This window comes from Micromonospora sp. NPDC003197 (assembly GCF_053590565.1).
Genome location: NZ_JBSFTE010000004.1, coordinates 136,030 through 157,956, shown reverse-complemented (window position 1 = coordinate 157,956; position 21,927 = coordinate 136,030). Strand labels below are relative to the sequence as shown.

Below are 21,927 nucleotides of genomic sequence, written 5' to 3'. Positions count from 1 at the left end.
CGACTCTCAGCGGGCTCTCCGGGTGGATGAAGCTGGGGCCCACCAGCATCACGCCAGTGGGCCCCAGGTCCTTGGTCCGAGTCAGCTCGCGTTCAAGTTGGCTCGTGTTCGGGTTGGCTCGCGTTCGAGTTGGCTCGCGTCAGCTCGCGTTCGAGTTGGCGTAGTTGGCGAAGCGTGTGTCTATCAGGTTCGGCGCAACGTTCTTGCCCGGGTCGTACCTCAGCACATCCGGAATCTGCCGCCACGCCGCTTCGTACTCCTCGAAGTAGCGGGTCGGAAAGGTGAGCTCGGTCGGATATACCGGTGACACCGAGTCAGTTACCTGGTCAAGGTCGGTTTCCAACACCTTGGCAAACTCGTCGGCCCACTCCCCCTTCATGAAGTCGCCCTGGAAGTACTTCTTGTAAATGTTGAGCAGCGCGGTGACGAAGCGCTCGCCGATCTCCGGGGAGTCCTTGAGCAGAGTTCGGCCGAAGAAGACGCCAACCGAGGGCCAGCCAATCGGGGCGCTGCGGGTGAAGAAGGTGCCGGTGCCCGACTTCTCGACCGTCGTGGTGTTCGGGGACGAAACCGTGCCGGCGAAGACAGCCCCGTTCTCAAGGGCGACCAGGCTGTCGGCGGAGGACAGCGGCCGGATAGTCACATCGGCCAGGCTCAGGTTGGCCTTGGCGAGTTCCTGCGAGAGCGGGAGCAACGGCGGACCGGCCACCCCCGAGGACGAGGCGAGAGTCTTGCCCTTGAGCAGCGCCGGCGAGTACGTGTCGCTACCCAGCGCCGCCTTGCTGACATACCAGCCGTTGGGCGATGCCTCGGCCTCGACGGCACCGGGGGCGACGAACTTGAGGTCGACGCCCTGGGAGGCCGCGTTGAGAATGTTGGCGCTCGGGCCGGTAATCATCGCGTCGACGCGGCCCGTGGTCAGCAGGACCAACGTGTCAGGCGCGGGGCCGTACTCCATCTCGATGGCGATGCCCTGCTTCTCGAACTCCTTCCAGTAGGGCTCCATGAGATAGGGAAGGTAGTAGGCGATCTTCGAGGAGACCGCTACCTTGACGGTCTTCAGCCCATTCGGGTTTGACTCCTCTTTACCGGAGCAAGCAGCAAGGGTGAGGCCCACGACGAGCGCGCTGGCTACCGCCAGTGCGCGCCGGAGCCGGCTATGCGCAAACACGTGGATTCCTTTCGGATGTATGGACAGTGAACCAGCGCCTATCGGTCGCATTTGCCGTGCTCATACGAGCTTTGGGCGGCACTACTCGCTGTGGCGCCGGGCCTGGCGGGGTGCCCACGGAGCGACCCGAGCGCCGATGTACTTGACGATCCAGGTGAGGGCGAAGCCCATGAACGCCACGACGACGATGCCGACATACATCTGCTCCGACTGGAACAGCGACCAGCTGTGCCAGATGCGGTAACCGATGCCCTGGTCACCGTTGACGAACTCGGTGCCAACCGCGATGAGCACCGAGGTGCCGAGCGCGATACGCATGCCCGTGAACAGGTTGGGCAGGATCCCGGGCAGAATCACGTGCACCCAGCGGTTGATACCGCTGATGCCGAAGATCTGGGCCGCCTCGGCATAGGCGGGCGGAAGGTCCTCGATCCCCTCCAGGACGCTCACCCAGACCACGAAGAAGACGCCGAGCGTGATCAGGATGACCTTGGGCAGGTCACCGAGGCCGAAGATCAGGAGAAGCAGAGGGAGAATGGCGAGCTTGGGGATGGTGTACAGCGCGGAGAGCAACGGCTCCAGCGCATAGCGCACCACCTTGGACAGTGCCAACACGGTGCCGGTGAGGACTCCGGTGACAAGCCCGAAGACATAGCCCAACAGGATCGCCTTGAGGCTGGCCCACAGGTCCTCGAAGAGCATGCCTGACTCGACCATCTCGCCGGCTTCGGTCAGGATCGTGGTTGGCGCGGGGAAGAACCGGGTGTCGATCCAGTCCTGTTGCGCCGACAACTGCCACAGCACCAGCAGCAGCACCGGTGTGCCGATGCCCAGGCCGACCGACAGCCCCCGGCGGCGACGGATCGTACCGGCCGGGTCGGTTTCCTGGCGACGGGGACGGATATGGATCTCGGCGGGTGGCTTCGTCGGGTCCGACGATCCGGTCTGAGGCTCGTCTGCGGCCTTGCTTGCGGTTTCGGGCGAAACCTTCGCGGAAGTCGTCACTGCTCGCACCGCTCAATCTCGTCTCGCATCTGCGACCAGATGCGCTGTTCCAGTTCGGCAAACTCGCTGGTACCCCGGATCTCCGGACGGCGCGGGCGGTCAAACGGTACGGCGTGGTCGGCGATGATGACCCCCGGCCGCGAGCTCATCACGACGACGCGGTCTCCGAGCAGGATCGCCTCCTCGAGCGAGTGCGTCACGAAGACGACCGTGCGTCGGTCCTCCTGCCAGAGGCTGAGCAGTTCGTCCTGCAGCACCCGGCGCATCTGCGCGTCAAGGGCGGCGAAGGGCTCGTCCATCAGCAGGATCTGCGGCTCCACTGCCAGCGCCCGGGCGATGGAGACCCGCTGGGCCATGCCGCCCGACAGCGCCGCCGGATAGGCGTCGGCGAAGTCGATCAGACCGAGCCGCTCCATCAGCCGGGTCGCCTTGGCCTCGCGCTCCGACCGCGCCATGCCCTGGGTCCGCAGTGGAAGCTCGATGTTCTTCCGCACCGACTTCCAGGGAAAGATGCTGTAGTTCTGGAAGACCATCGCCGCGAGATGGGTGTTGCCGTTGTCCAGCAGCCTGACCTCACCTGCGGTCGGGTAGTGCAGCCGGGCCATCATCCGCAGAAGGGTCGACTTGCCGCAGCCCGACGGGCCAACGAGGCAGAGGAACTCACCCTCGTTGACGACGAGGTCGATGCCGTCGAGAGCCAGGACCTCGTTGTGCCGTCCATAGGACTTCCGCACGCCCGCTACGACGATCTTCGGGCTCGGCGCGCCGCTCCCTGGTCGAGGCGCCGGTGGCGCTGCGGAATTGTTTACAAGCTGTGTCATGACTGATCCCTCGGGGGTGGTACAGGGGGATGTACAGGGCGGTACGGAGTCGTGCACGTCTGTATGCAGGTGTATTGTTCATCGCACAGTAACGGAAGTCACGATGGTCGACAACAGGTCGGCAACTGCGGAAACGTATGCGTTACATGATCGAAATGGAGGCCTGCATGCCCCCCTCGCCGCCTGTTCTGACCTCCTTCATCAACGGAGAGTGGCTGCCCACTGACGGCCCGAGCAACGTCGTCCTCGACAAGTTCGACAACGCCCCCGTGGCCCAGGTCAGCGCGATCGGCGCGGACGACGTCCGACGGGCCGTCTCCGCACTGGTCGCCGCCCACTCCCGGGTACGACTCGGACAGCGCGAGCGCGCGGACATCCTCACCCGGGCCGCCACCCTCATGCTGGAACGGCGGGACACGCTCGTGGCGCTCGTCCAGCAGGACACCGGGTTCGTCGCCGCCGACGCCGTCAAGGAGGTGGAGCGGGCCGCCGAGACCCTCACGCTGTGCGCCGAGGAGACCAAGCGGCTGGCTGGGCACGTCATACCCATGGAGGGGGCGCTGGGTGGAGCCGGGCGCCTCGCCTACACCCGGCTGGATCCGCTCGGCGTCGTCTGCGCCATCACTCCGTTCAATTCACCGCTCAACACGGTCGCCCACAAGGTGGGGCCGGCGATCGCTGCCGGCAACGCGGTTGTCCTCAAGCCAGCGGAGCAGACTCCCGCAACCGCCGACGCCTTCGTGCGGGTCCTGCTCGATGCCGGGATGCCGCCCGACCTCATCGCGCTGCTACACGGCCCCGGCCACACCGTCGGGCAGTGGCTCACCGAGGATCCCCGCCTCGCCTACTACGCCTTCACCGGCAGCACCGCCGTTGGCCGCCACATCCACACCACCGTGGGGATGCGCCGCACCCAACTGGAGTTGGGCAGCCTCGCCAGCACCATCATCTGTGCTGACGCCGACCTCGACGCCGCCACCACCGCCGCCGTCAACAGCGGCCTGCTCCGCAAGTCGGGGCAGGTCTGCACCTCGGTGCAGCGCCTCTATGTCGACAATGCCGTGCTGGCCGAGGTGGCTGCCCTGCTAGGGGAAAAAGCGGGTGCCCATACGGCCGGAAATCCCTACGACCCGGCGACCGGTGTCGGTCCGCTCATCGCCCCCAGCGAGGCCGAACGGGTGCACGCCTGGATCGGTGCGGCGACCGAGGCGGGCGCCGAGGTGGTCACCGGAGGCGGCCGCGTGGGCAACGTCGTCGAGCCGACCGTACTCGCCAGCGTCTCCCCCACCGCTCGAATCATGCGTGACGAAATCTTCGGTCCGGTTCTGGTGCTGCGCGGATTCGACGACCTCGACCAGGCGATCGCGGAGGCCAACGACACCCCCTACGGCCTGGCGGCGGGCATCTTCACTCGGGACCTCGGCAACGCACTGCACGCCGCCGACAAGATCGTCGCCGGCACGGTCTACATCAATGACACCTCGGCGAGCCGGGTCGACGCCATGCCCTTTCTCGGTCTGAAGGACAGCGGATTCGGTGGGGCCGAAGGCCCCGCCTACGCCATCCGCGACATGAGCGCCGAGCGCGTCATCTCAATCCGCCGCCCCTGACTCCAGGGGACTGCGAATCGAGGGATTTGCCGGCTACCCGGCCCAGCAGGTGAGTTGGAGAAGGGGGGACCACTTCGTAGGCCGCCCGGAGATACTGTCGGGGCCCGAATAGATCGATCTTCAGGAGTGCCCATGGACCGCCCAAAGATCGGCTTTCAGTTCCCGTGCCGCCGGCCAGCGCCGGAGATCGCCGCATTTGCGAGGTCGGTGGAGCAGGCCGGGTTCGACGAGGTGTGGGTGGTCGAGGACTGCTTCTTTGCCGGCGGGATCGCCGCGTCGGCAACGGCGTTAGCTGCGACCGAACACATCACCGTCGGCATCGGGATTCTGCCGGCGGTCACGCGTAACGCGGCGTTCACCGCGATGGAGGTTGCCGCGCTGGCCGAGATGTATCCAGGCCGGCTCATCTGTGGACTGGGTCATGGGATGCCGGACTGGATGCGCCAGATCGGCGCAGCACCGGCCTCGCCGCTGAGCGCGCTTGGCGAGCACCTGGACGCGGTCCGCCGACTCCTCGCAGGTGAGGAGGTCACCGCGCAGGGCCGCTATGTACGGCTGGACCATGTTGCCCTGAATTTCCCGCCCCAACAGCCGCCGCCGGTTATTGCCGGGGTACGCGGTCCCAAGTCGCTTGAGGTGGCGGGTCGCTACGCCGACGGAACGCTGCTGGCCGAGCCGGTCACGCCGGCCTACCTCGCGGCGGCACGCGCCTCGATTGAGCGTGGACAGGGCAGCCACCGGCGCCCGCACCCGATCACCGCCTACGCGCTATGCCATCTTGACGAGGACGCCACCACAGCCCGCGACGCCGTACGTCCGTTCCTGGCCGCCGCGATCACCGACCCGGCCTGGTCGGCCCATCTCGCCCCGTTGGAACTGTTCGGGCAGCTCGCCGAGATTGCCGCGCTGCCCGAGGCCGAACGCGCCGCCGCCGTACCGGACTCGTGGGTCGACGAACTCGTCGTCGTTGGTACTCCGGCCGAGGGTGTACGCCGGATTCACGAACTGCACGATGCGGGCGCGGACAGTATCGTGCTCTCTGCGGTCGGCGACGTTGGCAAGCAACTCGACCGCGCAGCGGCAATGGTCAGCATGCTGACCGACACTCGGTCCTGACGGGAGCATCGCGGACGGTCCATCCTGCTTCCATCGCCTCACGTGGTCGGCCAACCAAGCAGGTACAGCGCCCGCTGCACGGCCGCCTCGACGTCGACCGGTTCCACAGCGGTAGCGATGACGCCGTAGACCATCCGGTGCGCAAGGAGCACGTCGGCCACGGTCATCCCGGAGTCCACCAGCCCGGCTGCCTGCGCACGCGGCAGAGTGTCGCGGATCAGGGCCTGCAGACGCTCGCCACCGGTGTACTCCGGCATGCTGCGCCGGGCGTCGATTGCCATCTCCACGAACGCGGCGGACTCCACGGTCAACTCGACAATGCGGTCCCAGAGCCGGTGAAAAGCGTCCGGGTCCGGGTCACCGGCGATTGCCTCGAGCTGCGAGAAGTTCTCCTCGAACACTGCCAGCGCCAGATCGAGTCGGGTCGGAAAGTGTCGGTATAGCACCCCCTGCCCCACTCCAGCGCCCTTCGCGATGGCGCTGAGCGGCACGTGATAGCCACGCTCGGTGAACAGTCGGCGCGCCGAGGCGAGCACCGCCTGCCGGTTTTCCGAGGCTGCGGCCGGACCACGGTTGACGCGACCGCTGCTGGTGGGCATGCTGCACTCTAACAACCGGACAACCTTGTCCGGTTCTTCGGGAGTCCGGAGGGAGCCCGCCATGACCGACGCCAACGTACGGTCCGCCGCGACGTTCGACCACACCTACGATGTCGTCGTCGTAGGCAGCGGCGGAGCCGGATTCGCCACCGCGCTCGGCGCGGCCGACGAGGGACTGAGCGTGCTGCTGCTCGAAGGCAGCGCCAAGTGGGGTGGCAGCACTGCCATGTCCGGCGGTGGGATGTGGCTGCCGGACAACCCGCTGATGCGGCGCGCCGGAGTCGGCGACTCCCGAGAGGAGGCGCTCGCCTATCTGGAGGCCACGGTCGGTGACACCGGACGCGCCACCTCCCGGGAACGCAAGGAGGCCTTCGTCGACGGCGTCGAAGACTTCGTCACCACCGCCGAGCGGCACGGCATGGTCTTCGCCCGCTCCACCGACTACCCCGACTACTACCCTGAGCTGCCCGGCGGGAAGATCGGCCGGGCAATCGAAGTAAAACCGCTGAACGCGAAGACGATCGGCGACTGGTGGAAGACCATCAGCGCGCCTGCCGGGATGCCGATCAAGACCGATGACGTCTGGCTGCTGGGCCGGGCCTGGTCCACCCCTGCGGGTTTCGTCCGCGGCGCCCAGTTCGTGTTCCGGGCGCTGGGCGGGGTCGTCCGTGGTCAGCGGCTGGTCGGTATCGGCGCCGGGCTGGCCACATCGTTCCTGCGCACGGTGGTACTCAACAATCGCGTACCGCTGTGGCTCAACTCCCCACTAGAAGAGTTGATGGTCACCGACGGCCGGGTCGTCGGGGTTCGCGTCACGCGCGACGGAAAGTCGGTGACGGTGGGCGCCTCCCTGGGCGTCATGCTGGCCGGCGGCGGGTTCGACCACAACGTCGAGTGGCGGCGCAAATACCACGGCATCGACGGCTCCCCCTCCGGCAATCCGGCCAACCTGGGACGGCCCATCGAACTGGCCCAGCAGGCCGGCGCCGCGCTCGAACTGATGGACGACGCCTGGTGGGGAGGATCCATCGCCGCCACCCCCGGCCACGATCCGTCCTTCATCGTCGGCGAACGTTCACTGCCGTACTCGATCATTGTGGATGCCCACGGCGACCGGTTCGCCAACGAGTCGGAGTCCTACGTCGACCTCGGTCACCACATGCTCGAACACGACAAGGACGGCTCGTACTGGATGATCGCCGACGCCCGGCACGCTCACCGCTACCTGCGGACCTTCGCCCTGGACCCGAAGAACAACAAGGCGATGCGCGAAGCCGGGATCATGGCGAAGGGCCGCACCCTGGCCGAGCTCGCGGGCCGGATCGGCATCGACCCGGCCCGGCTACAGGGCACAGTCGACCGGTTCAACGGCTTCGCCCGCTCCGGCGTCGATGGCGACTTCGGTCGTGGCAACTCCGCCTACGACCGCTACTACGGCGACCCCACCGTGCACCCCAACGCCTGCCTCGGCCCGCTGGAGAAAGGCCCGTTCACCGCCTACAAGGTCGTCATCGGCGACCTCGGCACCAAGGGCGGAGTGGTCACCGACTCCGACGGGCGTGCGCTGCGCGAGGACGGCACGGTGATCGAGGGCCTGTACGCGGCCGGCAACAACTCCGCCTCGGTGATGGGCCGTACGTACCCGGGTCCCGGCTCCACGATCGGCCCAGCCGTCGTCTTCGGCATGCGTGCCGCCCGGCACATGGCCCGCTCCCGCGCCTGACTCGCTGGCAGCACAGAGAGTTTCCCTGGACCGTGACCACCTGACGGGTCTTGGTCAAATCCGCCCATAGCCGGTCGGGCTCACCGGTGAGCCCGACCGGTCAGGACTCGACCGGGTCGGTCATCGCGGCCCGGACCACGTCCCCGATCAGCCGCATCGTGGCCGGGCCGCCAAGGTTGACCAGCACGTCGGTGTGCTCCGGAAGGGCTACGGCGAGCTGCGCGCCGGACACCTGGCGCCAGCGCGGTCCATCGATCCGGTCCCGGTGCTGACCGCTGGTCGCCACCAGCACGCACCGCACTCCGTCCGGCGCCACGTCCACCTCGGGTGCCCCGGTCTCGTCGACCGCCAACCACAGGACCGAGTCACGCAGCGCCCAGAGCACCGTCTCGCCGCTGGCGTGGCCGGCCACCACCATCCGGGTCGCCGCGTCGACCGGGTCGGTCGGCGCGTCGGGGTGCCTCGGTCGGTAGTCCGGATTCGGCTCGAACGGCAACGCAGTGCCGTCGTCACGAATCGGCCAGCCACCGATCATCGCCTCGGTCGGGACCGGCCCGTCCGCCTCCCCCGACCAGGGCGCGTCCAGCAGAACCACCCACCGCTGCTGCGCCTCACGCTGGTTGGGCACTCCGCCGTGCTCGTCCGTGCTCACAGGCTCTTGAACTCCCCACCCTTGTGGACGGGCCACTTGCCGTCGTCGGTGACATCGACCTTCTCGGTCGCCCCGAAGATTTTCAGATCGTTGTTGTTGAGGATGTTACGCAGGGTGTCGGAGAAGGGCTTGGCCACCTCGTTGACAACATCATCGGACCTGGCAAAGTTGCAGGCGAGAAGCACGATCGGCCCGTCCGGATTGGCGCTGCGAGCCTGCTGGAACGCGTTGCTGTCCCCGAGGATCTTCGCGAAGGTCGAGCCATCCACCGAAATCTTTCCGATGTCGACTGCGGTAAGACCTACCCGGGTCTGGTCGGAATGGGCAATGACGAAGATCGGTTCTGGGCTGCCGCGTCCTTCTCTCCAGGGTGCATTGATCGGCCGCGTGTCGCCCACCCTGAAGTACGAGGTGTTGTTCGAACTCTTCTTCTCACCCCACTTGAGTTGCCGCGGAAGGTCGCCCTCCTTGCCCGGGAAGCTCACGCCGATGACCTGATCCTTGGTCACCCATTTCCCGCCCTCCCTGGTCCGCAGCTTGGCCACAACCGGGTGGGACTCGATATTTTTGGTGTCGACCATCTTCGCCGCATCGGAGACGTCATCCCCCCACCCCCCGTAATTGACGATCGCCTGACTGTTACGCCCGCCCCGCCCACCGAAGCTGATCTTCGGCACGATGTTGTCCAGGCTGCCGCCAAGATTCTTGACCACGGTGACAGTGCCGGCACCGACGTTCTTGACCACCGCGGCCAGCTCGGTAGCGAGGTTCTTCATCGAGCCGAGCGCGGCCTTGCCGATCTCCTTCAGGCCGCCCGCCTTGTAGAGCGACTGCAACTTCGACAGTGAAGTGAGGCCACGTACACCGGGGATGATCCCGAGAACGCCGAAGACCAGGTCGAGAATCTCTCCCTTCCCCTGGGCGAAGTCGACTATTGCCTTGACCAGCAGCACCGCCCCGGCGGCCAGCGCGACCCAGGCCAGCGGCCCGCCGATGACCAGGGCGATCACCCCCGCCACCAGTGCCACCCACTTGGCGATCTCGCAGATCACGTCCCAGATGGCCTTGAACGCGTCGCCCAGCTTCTGCCAGAACGAGCGTGGTTGGATGCCGACATCCGACGCCTCGCGGATCTCCCGCTCGCACGTCTGGGCTGCCGCATCGCGCATCTGCCGGGCCTGGTCAGCCAGGATCTTCGCGGCCTGCAACGCCTGCTCGGCCGAGGCCGCCTGGCCGCGTACGGTGGTCAGGCGTTGCCCGGCGACCTCCGCGTCACGCAACGCCTGCCGGACCTGCTCCGGATCGGGCCTGTTGGTCTCCGACGGCAGATCCCGCAACTCGTCGGCCTGCCGGGAGATCGCGGCGAAGTCGCTCTCAGCTATCGCTAGTTGGCTGTTGAGGCTACTGAGCTGCTCACGTGCCGCCCGCCCGTCGGCCAGCGCCCGGTCGGCCTGGGCCTGGGCAGTGGTGAGCTTCGGCGCGTACACGTGCAATGCGTCGCCCGCCATCTGATGCGACGTGTGCAACTTGCGCAGCTGCTCCGGCAACTCACCGAACTGCTCACGGAACGCGTCGCCGGAGAGCCCCACCCAGGTCAGCACCGCGCCGTCACCCTGCAACGACTGCACTGACCGGTACGCCCGGTGGGCGACGTCGGCAAAGTCCAGAAAGCGGTCGCCCATCACGTCAAGCCGCTCTGGTGCCCCCGGGGTCGGATCCCGGTCCAGGTCCAACACCCACCAGTCATAAGGCCTGGCCATTATCGACTCCCCTGGGTCGCCCACCGCCGCCCAGCCGGCTTAGCCGGTGGAGCGGCACTCCGGACCTGACCGGTGGCCCGCTCAGTTACGCACTTCAGTCAGTTCGGTGTGAACCGTACATCAGAGAAATAGGCGTAGCCAAGCCACAAGGGATAGAAAAACGCCTCTGCCAGGCACAGCCCAACCAGAGAGCCGGACGTACGTGGCGGAGCCGCCGACCTCGATGAGGGCGGCGGAAGCCGGAAGCAACGACGGTTAGTTGACGTCCACCAAAAGAGGGACGTCCAGCCGGGCGCGAAGCTCCTCGACGGAGATGCCGAACGACTCGATCACGCGGACGCCAGCAGAAGTGATCTCGAATACGGCATGGTCGGTGTAGACCCGACTGACACAGCCGACGCCGGTGAGGGGGTAGGTGCAGGTGGGCACGAGCTTCGGGCTGCCGTTCTTCGCGAAGAGCGTCATCATCACGTAGACCCGCTTGGCTCCGATCGCCAGATCCATCGCGCCGCCGACTGCGGGGATAGCGCCGGGCGCACCGGTGTCCCAGTTGGCGAGGTCACCACTTGCCGAGACCTGGAAGGCACCCATGACGCACACGTCGAGGTGGCCGCCACGCATCATGGCGAAGGAGTCTGCGTGGTGGAAGTATGCCGCCCCAGGCAGCTCGGTGACGGGCACCTTGCCGGCATTGGTGAGCTCCGGGTCGATCTCGTCGCCAACAGCTGCGGGGCCCATGCCCAGCATGCCGTTCTCGGTGTGCAGGACGATGCCGAGCTCGGCCGGAAGGTGGTCGGCGACCTTGGTGGGTTGACCGATGCCGAGGTTGACGAAACTACCCGGCTCGATGTCCTGGGCAACCCGGGCCGCGAGCTGGTCGGAATTGAGTGACATCAGCGGGCTCCCTGCACCGTGTAGTGACGCGGTTCGACCTGGACCACCCGGTCGACGTAGATGCTCGGGGTGATGACGACCTCCGGGTCGATCTGCCCCGCCTCGACGATCGACGAGACCTGGACGATGGTCGTCGTGGCGGCCGTGGCCATCACCGGGCCGAAGTTTCGGGCGGTCTTGCGGTACACGAGATTGCCCATCGTGTCGGAGACGTGCGCCGCGATCAGGGCGACATCACCCTTGATCGGGTATTCAAGGACGTAGTCCCGCCCGCCAATCGAGCGAGTCTCCTTGCCCTCGGCCAACGGCGTGCCGACGGCCGTCGGGCAGTAGAACGCACCGATGCCCGCCCCGGCCGCCCGCATCCGCTCGGCGAGGTTGCCCTGCGGGACAACCTCAAGCTCGATCTCCCCACGGCGGTAGAGGTCGTCGAAGACGTACGAGTCGACCTGCCGCGGGAAGGAGCAGAGAACCTTCCGCACCTGGCCGGCCTTCAACAGGGCGGCCAGGCCCACATCGCCGTTGCCGGCATTGTTGGACACGATTGTGAGGTCGCCTGCGCCGTGCCGAATCAGGGCGTCGATCAGATCGAATGGCATGCCGGCGAATCCGAAGCCACCCACCAGGACGGTGTCGCCATCCTTGACGACACTCACCGCCTCAGCCGGCGATCCGAAGATCTGGGTTCTGCTCACGCCGCTCCTCCGGTGACGTTTTCGAGGACCACCGCGAGCGCCTGACCCACGCCGATACAGATCGCGGCAACGCCGTACCGCTCGCGCTTCTCGATAAGGACCTTGGCGAGAGTGCCGAGAATGCGGGCCCCCGAGGCGCCGAGCGGGTGCCCGATCGCGATCGCGCCCCCCTTGACGTTGACGATCGCGGGATCGATCTTCCAGGCGTCCACACAGGCGAGCGACTGGACGGCGAAGGCCTCGTTGAGCTCGACCGCACCCACCTGATCCCAGCCGATGCCGGCCCGGTCCAGCGCTCGGTTGGCCGCCTCAACCGGGGCGAAGCCGAAGGCCTGCGGCTCCAGCGCGAACGCACCACGTCCGATGATCCGGGCGACCGGGTCGCGCCCGATCTGCGCGGCGGCGGCCTCCGAGCCGAGCAGCACCGCCGACGCCCCGTCGTTGAGCGGCGAGGCGTTGCCGGCGGTGATCGTGCCGTCGGGGCGGAAGCTGGGCTTGAGGCTGGCGAGCTTCTCCGGCGTGGAGCCGGCGCGGATGCCTTCGTCCCGGGTCAGGTCGACACCGTCGACCGGAACCACCAGGTCGTCGTAGAAGCCTTCGTCCCAGGCCGCCGCCGCGAGCTGGTGCGACCGTGCGGCGAACTCGTCCTGCCGCTGTCGCGAGATCGAGAACCGCTCCTGTAGCTGCTCGTTGCACTCCCCCAACGACACCGTCCACTCCGCCGGCATCCGGGGGTTGACCAGGCGCCAACCGAGGGTCGTCGAAACGGCGGTGGTGTTGCCGGCCGGAAATGCCCGGTCCGGCTTCGGCAGTACCCACGGCGCCCGGGTCATCGACTCCACCCCGCCGACAAGTACGACATCGGCGTCACCGGTGTCGATCGCGCGGGAGCCGATGATCGCGGCATCGAGCGACGAGCCGCAGAGCCGGTTGACCGTGGTCGCCGGCACCGACACCGAGACTCCGGCGAGCAGTCCGGCCATCCGGCCGACGTTGCGGTTGTCCTCGCCCGCCTGGTTCGCGCAACCCCACACGATCTCGCCGATCCCGGCCGGGTCCAGCGCCGGTGCCTTCGCGAGCACACCGGCTATCGCGGTCGCGGCGAGGTCGTCGGGACGTACGCCGGCCAGCGCTCCGTTGAACCGGCCGAAGGGAGTACGGGCCGCTGCGTAGACGAATGCCATGTTCGACTACCCCTTCTCCGCTGCGGTGCGCGTCGTGAACGGCAGCACGAGCCGGGACTGGTGGGCGGCGTCACGGTAGATCTTGTGGGTGACGGGGCGACCCACCGGCAGGTGGAACGCGTCCGGCGGCAGCAACGCGTTGTGCGCGTCGGCCAGTGGTTCGTCGTTGGAGAGCTCCACCAGCAGACGGTGGCCGGGATTGAACGTCGCCGCGAAGGGATAGAGCCGCAGGACGTACTCCTCGATCTTTCCAGGCTCGACCGGCACGCTGCGGGTGTGCGGGTGGTACGGGTTGCCCTCGGTCGTCCGGTCGTCCAACTCGCGGTGTGACGCCTTGAGGAAACCTGTGGTGATCAGCTGTCGCTTGCCGTTCGGGGCGACGTCCCACATCCGCATGATGAAGTTGGTGTCGTCCTGGTCGATCTCGGCGAAGAGGTGCGCCGCGCCGGTGCCGATGAGTTCCGTGGGTTCCTCGAACGGCTCGGTGCTCCAGCTGACCGTCGCCACCTGGTCGGTCACCGTCAGCGGTGCCTGGTAGAAGCCGTCCGGGGCGGCGTACTCCGCCCCCATCAGCTCCGGCTCTGCGGAGAGCTTGTGCCGTGGGCGCAGGTACAGCGGCTTGTATTCGATTTCCTTCGGTGGCCACTGTGCTGCGGTGACCACCTTCCGCGAGCCCTCCACGAAGACGCTCACGGCCGGCTCGTCCATGATGCCGTTGTCGATGCCCTTGAGCCAGTACTCGTACCAGCGGAACATCTTGTCGTGCTCCTCGACCCAGGGGCGCGACTGCATCGGCGGGTAGGAACCGATGTCCAGCTTCTTGGGCCCCTTGAGCACGTCGAACAGCTCGATGTGTCCGTCCACGGTCCAGCCGCGTCCCTGGTCGATCTGCAGATAGACCGGGATGTCGATGTTCTCGGCCAGGGTGATGGGGTTGCGCTCCTCGTACCACTCCCCGTCGAGGTTGTTCATCACGATGTCGAACCAGAGCTCACGGTTCTTCGGGTACTTCAGCACGTGCACGAGGTTCGGCCACGCGGCCACGTCCGGGTCCCGGAGCCGCTCGGCGACGAGCTTCTTCAGCTCCTCCGGCGAGTACATCTCCTGCATGCGGGACTTGACGTTGGTGTGCGCGATGCCGGAGTCGCCACCACGTCCCTCGCGGGCAGCGCGCGGCATGAACCACATGACGCCGCCGTGGTAGGTGGTCTCGTAGAAGTCGAAATGGCCGCCGCTGACGAAGATCGCCTTCAGGTGCGGTGGCCGCTCGGCCGCGGCGAGCACCTGCATCGAGCCGAAATAGGAGATGCCGATCATGCCGACATTGCCGTCACACCAGGGCTGCTCGGCGACCCACTCGATGAGGTCGTACAGGTCCTGCCCCTGGGAGACACCACCGAAGTTGTAGTTGCCGATCATCACGCCGTCGGAGTCACCGGTGCCCCGCATGTCACCGATGACATGGACGTAGTCCTCCTGGACGACGCGCGCGATGTCTCCGGCCTCGATGCAGCCGTCCCACATCGGGCTCGGGCGACGCTGTGGCGGCGTGGTGAGGGCGAGGGCCTGTAGCTCCTTGCCGTAGGCACTCATCGCGATCAGGGCCGGCCGCGGCTTGTCCGCCAGGCCGTGGTACGCGTCCACGGCGAGGGTGATTCCGTCGCGCATCGGCACCCGCAGGTCCTTGCGGACGGCAATCGTCTGCTCGCCTGCCCGGGTGGTCTGGAAGTCAGCCATGATGCGAAGTTCCTTGTTCTCGGTTACGAGTTCTGGTGGAAGTGCGTGCGGTAGCCGTGCATCGAGGTGAAGAACGGTGACGGCTCAAGCGCGGGGTCGCCGGTGTAGCCGAGCCGCTCGGCGACCGGAGCAAACGGGGAGTACGGAGAGTCCGTGGCCCGCAGACCGTCCTGAAGACAGCGGCAGGCCGCTTCGCTGACCCCGGCCTCGATGTCCAGACTCCCCTGCAGCGCCTCCCGCGCCTGGTCGGCGTCGAGTTCGACGCCGTACGGCGTGCCGTCTGCGCGACGGTACGGGTGCCCGAGGTACAGGTGCTGCGGACGGATCTCGTCACGCAGGTACCGCAGGCTGGCCCGGTACGCCACCGGATCCACGTAGCCGGGGAAGTTGTTGGCGGCCCCGTGGACCTGGACGGCATCACCGACGAACACCGAGCGCTGGCCGTCGATCACATAGGCCACCGATCCGGGCGTGTGACCCGGCACCGAGTGCACGGAGACGGTCACGTCGCCGCCGAGCGAAAGCGTCTCGCCGCCCTTGAGCAGCATCGTCGGCTCCATCTCGCCGGAGATGACCGCATTGGTGGCGGCTGTCACCTTCGCCGCGCCCTCGGGGTCGTTCAGGTACTGCGCCCGACCGTGGAGGTACTCGTCCACGTGGGCCCGGCGCGAGCGCAGCATCGCGGCGTCGGCCTCGTGGATGACCACCTGCGCACGCCGGCCGGTGAGTTCCCACAGGGCGTAGGCCCCGCCGACGTGATCGATGTGACCGTGGGTCAGCAGGATCCAGCGCACGTCCTCGATGCGACGCCCGATGGCCGCGAGCGCCGGGACCATCCCCTCGGCGGGCGAGGAGGCGATCCCGGTGTCGACGATGGCCGGCTCGGGGGCGTCGATGAAGAAGCTGTACAGGCCGAACCGACCCCACGGCGAGACCAGGGGATGGACGGCTACCCGCGCCATGGCTCACCGCTGAGGAAGGCAGCCGTCTCCGCGAAGGCCCGGTGGTACTCCGGGATCCAGGAGAAGTGCTGAACGAAGCCGTGGCCGGCACCCGGATAGCGGCTCACCGTGACGTCGACTCCGGCTTCCTTGAGCCGCTGGCCGTAGCGTTCGCCCTCGTCCCGCATGGGATCGTGCTCCGCGGTAACGATCAGCGCGGGCGGCAGGCCGGTAAGGTCGGCCCGCTTGATCGGCGAGACCAGCGGGTCGGCCGGGTCGGCCCCGCTGTCGAGGTAGAAGGCGTTGAACGGCTTCAGCCCGGCCGTTTCCAGGCCGTAGCCGACGGCGTTCTCCCGCAGCGAGGCGTAGCGGTCGACGTCGAAGTCGAGGTCGAGCGAGGGGTAGAAGAGGACCTGATGCGTGATCCCATCGAATCCGTCGTCGTGGGCCATCGCGGCAACGGCGGCAGCGAAGGTGCCACCCGAGCTGTCACCGGCGATGGCGAGCGTGGTGCCGTCCCAGGCGAGGCGCTCGCCGTTCTCGGCAGCCCAGTGGACCACGGCGTAGCAGTCCTGAAGGCCGGCTGGGAAGGCGGCCTCGGGTGCTCGGCGGTAGCCGACGGAGACGACCTTGAGCCCGGTCTCCGTCGCCAGTGACCGCGCGATGTGGTCGTGGGTCTCCAGGCTGCCGAGGAAGAAGGCGCCGCCATGGAAGTAGACCAGCAGGCCGTACGCCGCTGCGTCGGTCGGCGTGTAGATCCGCAGTGGGATATCGCCCGTCGGAGTCTGGGCCGTGGTGTCCTCGACCGAGTGCAGCGGCAAACGCTCCTCGACGGGGGGAACCTGCGATTCTTCGGCTGCCCGCATGGCAACCGGGTCGAGCGGGCCGTCCGGTGGGGCCGGCAGGCTCGCCAGGATCTCGGCAATCTTGGGATGCAGTGCCATGGTGTCAGTTCCTCGGCTGCTGGGACGCGGGCTTCTGCCCGGGAAAGACATCGTTGACCTCGTCCTCGCTCCACCCCTGGCGCGAGATTCGCTGCAGCTCATCGGTCACCGGCTTACGGGTGGCCTGGTAGCGGGCCAGCGCCTCCTGTACGGAGTCGGCCTGGACAAGGGCGTCAGCAAGCGCACCCGCGTCCAGGATCGCCGAGTTCGCGCCCTGGCCCTGGTGGTGCAGCATCGAGTGGGCGGCGTCGCCGACGAGGACGGCGGAACGCGAGTGCCAGGTGTCGACCGGGTCGATGTCGTAGACCGCGCGCACGTTCACGGTGGCCATGTCGAGGTCGCGGGCGATCTTGACGATCCGCTCGTCGAAGCCCTCCACCATCGCCAGCAGGTCGTCCTTGGTGGTTTGCGGTGCCCAGGTGCTGTCCGGGCACAACGCGGTGATATCGAACGAGACCTGGTTGCGGTGACGCAGCGGCAGGAAGTACACCTTCGTGCCCCGGCCGATGTACATCCGCAGGTTGTCGTCGACGCACAAGCCGTAGGCGTCGTCTGCGGAGATCACCGCACGGTAGGCGTGCTCACCCGAGAACACCGGGCTCTTCTCGCTGAAGAGCTGCTGACGCACCACCGACTTGATGCCGTCCGCGGCGACGACCAGATCTGCCTCGACGGTCGTGCCGTTGGTGAAGGTGAGGACCGAGCGGTCGCCCCGGTCCTCGATGGCCTCCAGCTTGTGCCCGAGGTGCACCATGCCCTCGGGGAGCACGCCGACCAGCGCCTCGATGAAGTCCCCGCGGTGGATCAGGTGGGTCTTCGCACCAAAGGTGTCGATCTCCGGCCAGGCCTCTCGGGTAATCGGGTCGCCGGTGGCGGTGAGGATCTCGAAGTAGTCACTCGGCGAGCTCACCTTGGCGATCGCGTCGAAGATTCCCCACCGACGGAAGTGATCCATGGTGGAGGGGCGCAGGCCGATGCCGGCACCGACCTCCCGGATCTGGGTCGCCTGCTCGTACACGTTGACGTTGGCACCGAGGAGCGAGAGAGCCTTGGCTGCGGCCGCACCGGCGTACCCGGCGCCGACGATGGCGACGTTCAGGCGCTCAAGGTCTGAGGTCTGCATGGTTCTGTCCTTGGTCAGTTCTTGATGGTCAGGAAGTCAGCGGGGTTGTCGACAAAGATGGTCTTGATCTCGGCCTCGTTGAGACCGGCGGCGCGCAGGTCCGGGATCAGGTCCTCGAAGATGTAGTTGATGGTGTGGTCCTTGACCCCGGGCCAGCCCAGCGGGCTGCAGTTGGCGTCAGCCGAAGCGAGCACCTTGCCCAGGTGCCCCTGACCGATGATCCGGAGGAAGTGGTCCAGCCGTTCCTTGCGCGGGCGGGCCCAGAACGGCGGGTCCTCGAGCTCGGTCTCGTAGCCGAAGGTGTCGAACCCGACCCGGCCGCCCTGCTCCGCGATCCAGCTGACCCGGGTCTTCTCGGCGTTGACGCCGTCGTCGACGTGCCCGAACAGAACACGGTCGAGCGGAAGACCCTCCGCGTTGAAGATGGCGATCGCGTTCTCGACGTCGATGGCTAGGTGGGTCAAGATGGGCACGCCGGTGGTCAGGGCCGCCCGGGCGGCAGCCCGGTAGATCCGCTTGTCCAGGTCCGTCATGCGGCCACCGCGGCTCACACCGACCTTGATGATGCCGGCGCGGCCACCGGTGTTGCCGATGCCGACGGTGATCTCGTGGACGAAGTGCGCGGCCAGGTATTCCACGCTCGCCCGGGCGAAGTACGGCAGGGCGGTGTCACCGCCGACGAAGCCGGTGCTGGCGATGATGTGCACGCCGGTCTTCGCGGAGAGCGACTTGTAGTAGTCGATGTCCCGGCCGTTGCAGATGCCGGTCGCGTCGACGAAGGTGCCGCCGCCATACTCGTGGAACTGGCGCAGCTTCGGCACGGTCTCCTGGTAGCGCTGCTCGGGGCTCTTCCACCACTTGGTGTCCAGCTCGGAACCGGGCATGCCGTACCCGATGTGCTCATGGATGGCCACGAGACCCAGTTCTTCGGTCGGGATCGGCCCCAGGACCGTGTTCACTCTCGACACAACACCCACCTTTTGCAGAAGAGATCGATGTCTTGGGCTGCCGGGCGCTCAGCGCACCGTCAGCAGGTCGCGCGGGTTGTCGACGAGGATCCGTCGGACGTCCTCATCGCTGAGGCCCTGTGCCTTGAGGAGGGGGACGAACGTGGTCAGGACATAGCTGTAGGGCAGGTCGTTGGCCGGGTGCCCCTTGGCAACGCCGGTCGCGCTACTCGAGAGCAGGATCCGGTTGCCGTGGCCGTTCTCCACCAGCTTGGCGACCAGGGCCGCACGCTCGGCATCGGTGATGTGGGCGTCGTCCTCGGTGCCCACGTGGTCCAGGCCGACATAGGCACCGCAGGTCGCGACCTCGAACGGTGCCCCGGCGGCGACGGCGTCCGTACGGTCGAGACCGCCGACGACCACGCGGTCGGCTGGCAACTGCTCGTCCAGGACAACCTGAAGATCGTGTACGGCGTCGTCGCCGTAGCGGATCGACACCGGGACACCGGTGGCCAAGGCGGCGCGGGCCGCACCCCGGAACAGGCTCTCGTCGGTTGCGGTCATGCCCGTGGGCGTCGCCACGGTGGCCACGAGTCCTGCGGCACCCCGCCGCTCGACCCGGGGAACCACCATGCCTTCGGTGACCTCCTTGGCGAAGAGATCGGCGAACTTCTCCGCCGGCCATGGCGTCGGCGGGTTGGTCTGCGGCGTCAGGAAGTAGCCGCCGAGCATCTCCTCGGGGCCCTGGCCGGTCGACGCGATGATGTGCACGTTGGTCGTGCGCGAGAGAGCCTCGTACAGCCGTACGTCGCGCCCGTGGAACATGCCGGTGCTGTCGACGATCGTCCCGCCGCCGTGCGTACGGAAGTCCGTCAGCTTCTCGGCCAGGGCCTCGAAGATCTCCGCACGGTCGATGGTGATGTCGAACGCGTACTCCGCCCCAGGGACGACCGACAGCAGCGCCTCGTGGACCGCGACAACCCCCAACTGCTGCGCGGGGACAGGACCAAGCACGGTGTTGACGGTGTTCTCGGCAGTCTCTGCGCCCATCCCTGGCACTCCTCTCGGTCACAGCGAGTGACTGGGGTCACGCCGCCGACGTGAACGGTGTCACGTAGGTTTACGGCGTGTCAAGAGAATGTTGAGCAAGTAAATTCTTTTGACTCATGCTACACCGCAGGTCGGAGGCCCACCCCCCAGCGCAGCCGGGGCCTCGATTCAGCCTCGGCGACCCCAGGCCAGCTAGCCCTCGAGGACGCACCCCTCGTCAGACGGTGGCGACGAGTTACTCGCCGTAAGGCGGAGTGCTTTACCGAGCGTCAGGAGTCCGCGCAACGCGCAAACAAAACAATCGACAAGAACAGATGAAATTCGCGGTGGCCTATGCTGACCGGCGTGACTACGCTTCGTAAGGCGCAGAAGGAGATGACGCGAAAACTCCTCCTCGACGCCGGCCTGGACCTGTTCGTGTCCAAGGGCTATGTAGCGACGACGATCGACGATATCGCGTCAGCGGCGGGGACGACGCGAATGACCTTCTATGCGTACTTCCCCTCCAAGGTCGACCTGATGAAGGCCCTCGTATCGGGACGGCTCAACGCCGCGCTCGACCGGGTCCCCTCTGCCGAGCACGGATCGACCGAGCGGGGGTTGGTTGCCGTGGTCGAGGACGGCTCCCGCGAACGCATCCGCGCGTGGCTCGCGTCGACCTCAAAACGATGGGATGAGATCCGCCCCTACACCACGACCGCGTTCGCCGCCGCAGCCGTCGACCCCGAAATCCGGGCACTCTTCGATGAGTGGATGAATGAGGCCATCAGCGACATCAAGGACGGGCTCGACCGCGCGGACCGGTTTTCCGCCAACACCCGCCAAATCCGCAGCGTCATCGCCATCACTGCACTCGACCACGTCGCGCGCCACTGGACAGCCGGGACCTGGGGTGTCGAGCGCGACGAGATGCTGGACGTCCTCACCGAGAGCTGGATCGGGGCGATCGGACGCCACTGAACGCGCAGCGCCCCGATACGCCTCAGCGCTCTCTGATGCCCGCCAGGGCTCTGATGCGGCCTCAGGGTCTCGCGGCGTCGAACAGGAGTTGACGCAGCCAGGAGATGAAGTAGCGGTCACCCAGGTGTGGATTCCACACCATGTCGATGCCCAGCCCGGGGAGTGGGAACGGGAATTCCTCGATTCGCAGGTCGACCAGGGTACGCATCTCCGCCGCGACCCGGTGCCGTAGGAGGGCGACTCCGCCGGCACGGCCGACCAGGTACGGCACGAGCAGGAAATCGGAGATCAGCTGACCGATGCGGTAGGTGACCCCCTGCTCCTCGAGCACCGAGTAGGGAAAAACTCGCCGCTCGGTGTCGACGACGACATGCGGCTGCGTGGTCAACAGGTCGAGCGCGCTGGCTTCCGGTGGTGTGTCCGCCGAAGCCACCACCACGATGCGGTCGTCGTACAGGCGCTCCCGCGGATACGGCGAGGCGAAACCCTCGGAGAGCAGCACGACGTCGACCCCGTGCTCGGTGAAGGTGGCGTCAGTCGGCACGGTGATGGTGCGCAGACGGAGGATCGCCTGCGGGGCTCGTTCCGCTACGAGTCGAGCCAGCCGCGCCCCGATGACGAAGGCCGTGCTGGTGGTCATCGCGATGGTCATGACCCGACGATCCGTCAGCGGATCGAAGCCCGGAAAATTGACCACGTGCGCGGCCTGCTGGAGCGTGGCCCGCAGCGGCCCGATCAACTCAAGCGCGCGCGGGGTCAATGTGACAGCGCCGCCCTGCCGGACGAGCAGGTCGTCGTCGAGGAGCCGCCGCAGGCGACCCAACGCATGGCTCATCGCCGGCTGCGTCAGACCCACGCGCCCAGCCGCCTTTGTCACCGAGCGCTCCTCCAAGAGCGCGAGGAGGGGCACCAGCAGGTTGAGGTTGACCGAGGTCAGTCGATACAACCCGGAACTCGTGGTGCCCTCTCCGTCATCGCTCATCGCGAGGAGAAGG

At 67.2% G+C, this 21,927-nt stretch carries 20 protein-coding genes; 4 read left to right on the top strand and 16 right to left on the bottom strand.

Going from position 1 to position 21,927, the window contains the following annotated elements; all coding sequences use genetic code 11:
- Positions 1-139: 139 nt before the first annotated feature.
- The 3 genes from ACWDV4_RS06310 to ACWDV4_RS06300 all read right to left on the bottom strand — a co-directional run bounded on the left by ACWDV4_RS06310 (position 140) and on the right by ACWDV4_RS06300 (position 2,997).
- A complete protein-coding gene (locus ACWDV4_RS06310; RefSeq protein WP_449975341.1) occupies positions 140-1,171 on the bottom strand; it encodes an ABC transporter substrate-binding protein in 1,032 nt (343 codons plus the stop codon).
- An 81-nt stretch (positions 1,172-1,252) separates the two neighbouring features.
- Entirely contained in the window at positions 1,253-2,176 is a 924-nt protein-coding gene (locus ACWDV4_RS06305; protein ID WP_449975339.1) for an ABC transporter permease, read from the bottom strand.
- Positions 2,173-2,997, bottom strand: coding sequence for an ABC transporter ATP-binding protein (locus ACWDV4_RS06300; protein ID WP_449975338.1), 825 nt, complete (start codon positions 2,995-2,997; stop codon positions 2,173-2,175). Before ACWDV4_RS06300 ends, ACWDV4_RS06305 begins: the two co-directional genes overlap by 4 nt.
- A 167-nt stretch (positions 2,998-3,164) precedes the next feature.
- On the opposite strand from ACWDV4_RS06300, the gene ACWDV4_RS06295 reads away from it, so the two are divergent.
- Together ACWDV4_RS06295 and ACWDV4_RS06290 are read left to right on the top strand one after the other, a co-directional pair.
- Positions 3,165-4,607 carry an aldehyde dehydrogenase family protein gene (locus ACWDV4_RS06295; RefSeq protein ID WP_449975337.1) on the top strand — a complete coding sequence of 481 codons (1,443 nt, stop codon included), beginning with the start codon at positions 3,165-3,167 and terminating at the stop codon, positions 4,605-4,607.
- Positions 4,608-4,739: 132 nt separating this feature from the next.
- Entirely contained in the window at positions 4,740-5,723 is a 984-nt protein-coding gene (locus tag ACWDV4_RS06290) for an LLM class flavin-dependent oxidoreductase (RefSeq protein ID WP_449975336.1), read from the top strand.
- A gap of 38 nt (positions 5,724-5,761) precedes the next feature.
- Here the strand turns inward: ACWDV4_RS06290 and ACWDV4_RS06285 are convergent, their stop codons facing one another.
- The gene (locus ACWDV4_RS06285) at positions 5,762-6,322 is read right to left on the bottom strand and encodes a TetR/AcrR family transcriptional regulator (RefSeq protein WP_449975334.1); all 561 of its coding nucleotides are present in this window, start codon (positions 6,320-6,322) and stop codon (positions 5,762-5,764) included.
- Between the two features lie 61 nt (positions 6,323-6,383).
- Between ACWDV4_RS06285 and ACWDV4_RS06280 the strand changes: the two genes are divergently transcribed.
- Positions 6,384-8,045: an FAD-binding protein gene (locus ACWDV4_RS06280; protein ID WP_449975333.1), complete on the top strand. Its 1,662-nt coding sequence runs from the start codon at positions 6,384-6,386 to the stop codon at positions 8,043-8,045.
- Positions 8,046-8,145: 100 nt separating this feature from the next.
- Here ACWDV4_RS06280 and ACWDV4_RS06275 read toward each other — a convergent pair whose 3' ends face one another.
- The 11 genes from ACWDV4_RS06275 to ACWDV4_RS06225 all read right to left on the bottom strand — a co-directional run bounded on the left by ACWDV4_RS06275 (position 8,146) and on the right by ACWDV4_RS06225 (position 19,972).
- A complete protein-coding gene (locus tag ACWDV4_RS06275; protein ID WP_449975331.1) occupies positions 8,146-8,697 on the bottom strand; it encodes a type VII secretion system-associated protein in 552 nt (183 codons plus the stop codon).
- Positions 8,694-10,457 carry a putative T7SS-secreted protein gene (locus ACWDV4_RS06270; protein WP_449975329.1) on the bottom strand — a complete coding sequence of 588 codons (1,764 nt, stop codon included), beginning with the start codon at positions 10,455-10,457 and terminating at the stop codon, positions 8,694-8,696. Before ACWDV4_RS06270 ends, ACWDV4_RS06275 begins: the two co-directional genes overlap by 4 nt.
- A 255-nt stretch (positions 10,458-10,712) precedes the next feature.
- Positions 10,713-11,351: a 3-oxoacid CoA-transferase subunit B gene (locus ACWDV4_RS06265; RefSeq protein WP_449975328.1), complete on the bottom strand. Its 639-nt coding sequence runs from the start codon at positions 11,349-11,351 to the stop codon at positions 10,713-10,715.
- Positions 11,351-12,046, bottom strand: coding sequence for a 3-oxoacid CoA-transferase subunit A (locus ACWDV4_RS06260; protein WP_449975327.1), 696 nt, complete (start codon positions 12,044-12,046; stop codon positions 11,351-11,353). Before ACWDV4_RS06260 ends, ACWDV4_RS06265 begins: the two co-directional genes overlap by 1 nt.
- Complete coding sequence (locus ACWDV4_RS06255) at positions 12,043-13,230, bottom strand: thiolase family protein (RefSeq protein WP_449975325.1); 1,188 nt, start codon at positions 13,228-13,230, stop codon at positions 12,043-12,045. Before ACWDV4_RS06255 ends, ACWDV4_RS06260 begins: the two co-directional genes overlap by 4 nt.
- Before the next feature lie 6 nt (positions 13,231-13,236).
- Positions 13,237-14,967 carry a CocE/NonD family hydrolase gene (locus tag ACWDV4_RS06250; protein ID WP_449975324.1) on the bottom strand — a complete coding sequence of 577 codons (1,731 nt, stop codon included), beginning with the start codon at positions 14,965-14,967 and terminating at the stop codon, positions 13,237-13,239.
- Between the two features lie 23 nt (positions 14,968-14,990).
- On the bottom strand, positions 14,991-15,929 hold the full coding sequence (locus ACWDV4_RS06245; protein ID WP_449975322.1) for an MBL fold metallo-hydrolase: 939 nt from the start codon (positions 15,927-15,929) through the stop codon (positions 14,991-14,993).
- Positions 15,917-16,852 (bottom strand): alpha/beta hydrolase, encoded by a 936-nt coding sequence (locus ACWDV4_RS06240; RefSeq protein WP_449975320.1) that lies wholly within the window; start codon positions 16,850-16,852, stop codon positions 15,917-15,919. Before ACWDV4_RS06240 ends, ACWDV4_RS06245 begins: the two co-directional genes overlap by 13 nt.
- 4 nt (positions 16,853-16,856) lie before the next feature.
- Entirely contained in the window at positions 16,857-17,975 is a 1,119-nt protein-coding gene (locus ACWDV4_RS06235) for an FAD-dependent oxidoreductase (RefSeq protein WP_449975319.1), read from the bottom strand.
- 14 nt (positions 17,976-17,989) lie between these two features.
- Entirely contained in the window at positions 17,990-18,943 is a 954-nt protein-coding gene (locus tag ACWDV4_RS06230; protein WP_449975318.1) for a phosphotriesterase family protein, read from the bottom strand.
- Between the two features lie 48 nt (positions 18,944-18,991).
- The gene (locus ACWDV4_RS06225; protein WP_449975316.1) at positions 18,992-19,972 is read right to left on the bottom strand and encodes a phosphotriesterase family protein; all 981 of its coding nucleotides are present in this window, start codon (positions 19,970-19,972) and stop codon (positions 18,992-18,994) included.
- 345 nt (positions 19,973-20,317) lie between these two features.
- Between ACWDV4_RS06225 and ACWDV4_RS06220 the strand changes: the two genes are divergently transcribed.
- On the top strand, positions 20,318-20,932 hold the full coding sequence (locus tag ACWDV4_RS06220; protein WP_449975315.1) for a TetR/AcrR family transcriptional regulator: 615 nt from the start codon (positions 20,318-20,320) through the stop codon (positions 20,930-20,932).
- A 61-nt stretch (positions 20,933-20,993) separates the two neighbouring features.
- Here ACWDV4_RS06220 and ACWDV4_RS06215 read toward each other — a convergent pair whose 3' ends face one another.
- Positions 20,994-21,914: a LysR family transcriptional regulator gene (locus ACWDV4_RS06215; protein WP_449975314.1), complete on the bottom strand. Its 921-nt coding sequence runs from the start codon at positions 21,912-21,914 to the stop codon at positions 20,994-20,996.
- Positions 21,915-21,927 lie beyond the last annotated feature (13 nt).

Coding starts and splice junctions, on each gene's coding strand:
- ACWDV4_RS06250 (WP_449975324.1), bottom strand. CDS start 14,967: ATGGCTGACTTCCAGACCACCCGGGCAGGCGAGCAGACGATTGCCGTC.
- ACWDV4_RS06270 (WP_449975329.1), bottom strand. CDS start 10,457: ATGGCCAGGCCTTATGACTGGTGGGTGTTGGACCTGGACCGGGATCCG.
- ACWDV4_RS06245 (WP_449975322.1), bottom strand. CDS start 15,929: ATGGCGCGGGTAGCCGTCCATCCCCTGGTCTCGCCGTGGGGTCGGTTC.
- ACWDV4_RS06285 (WP_449975334.1), bottom strand. CDS start 6,322: ATGCCCACCAGCAGCGGTCGCGTCAACCGTGGTCCGGCCGCAGCCTCG.
- ACWDV4_RS06255 (WP_449975325.1), bottom strand. CDS start 13,230: ATGGCATTCGTCTACGCAGCGGCCCGTACTCCCTTCGGCCGGTTCAAC.
- ACWDV4_RS06215 (WP_449975314.1), bottom strand. CDS start 21,914: ATGAGCGATGACGGAGAGGGCACCACGAGTTCCGGGTTGTATCGACTG.
- ACWDV4_RS06290 (WP_449975336.1), top strand. CDS start 4,740: ATGGACCGCCCAAAGATCGGCTTTCAGTTCCCGTGCCGCCGGCCAGCG.
- ACWDV4_RS06265 (WP_449975328.1), bottom strand. CDS start 11,351: ATGTCACTCAATTCCGACCAGCTCGCGGCCCGGGTTGCCCAGGACATC.
- ACWDV4_RS06235 (WP_449975319.1), bottom strand. CDS start 17,975: ATGCAGACCTCAGACCTTGAGCGCCTGAACGTCGCCATCGTCGGCGCC.
- ACWDV4_RS06300 (WP_449975338.1), bottom strand. CDS start 2,997: ATGACACAGCTTGTAAACAATTCCGCAGCGCCACCGGCGCCTCGACCA.
- ACWDV4_RS06225 (WP_449975316.1), bottom strand. CDS start 19,972: ATGGGCGCAGAGACTGCCGAGAACACCGTCAACACCGTGCTTGGTCCT.
- ACWDV4_RS06280 (WP_449975333.1), top strand. CDS start 6,384: ATGACCGACGCCAACGTACGGTCCGCCGCGACGTTCGACCACACCTAC.
- ACWDV4_RS06240 (WP_449975320.1), bottom strand. CDS start 16,852: ATGGCACTGCATCCCAAGATTGCCGAGATCCTGGCGAGCCTGCCGGCC.
- ACWDV4_RS06295 (WP_449975337.1), top strand. CDS start 3,165: ATGCCCCCCTCGCCGCCTGTTCTGACCTCCTTCATCAACGGAGAGTGG.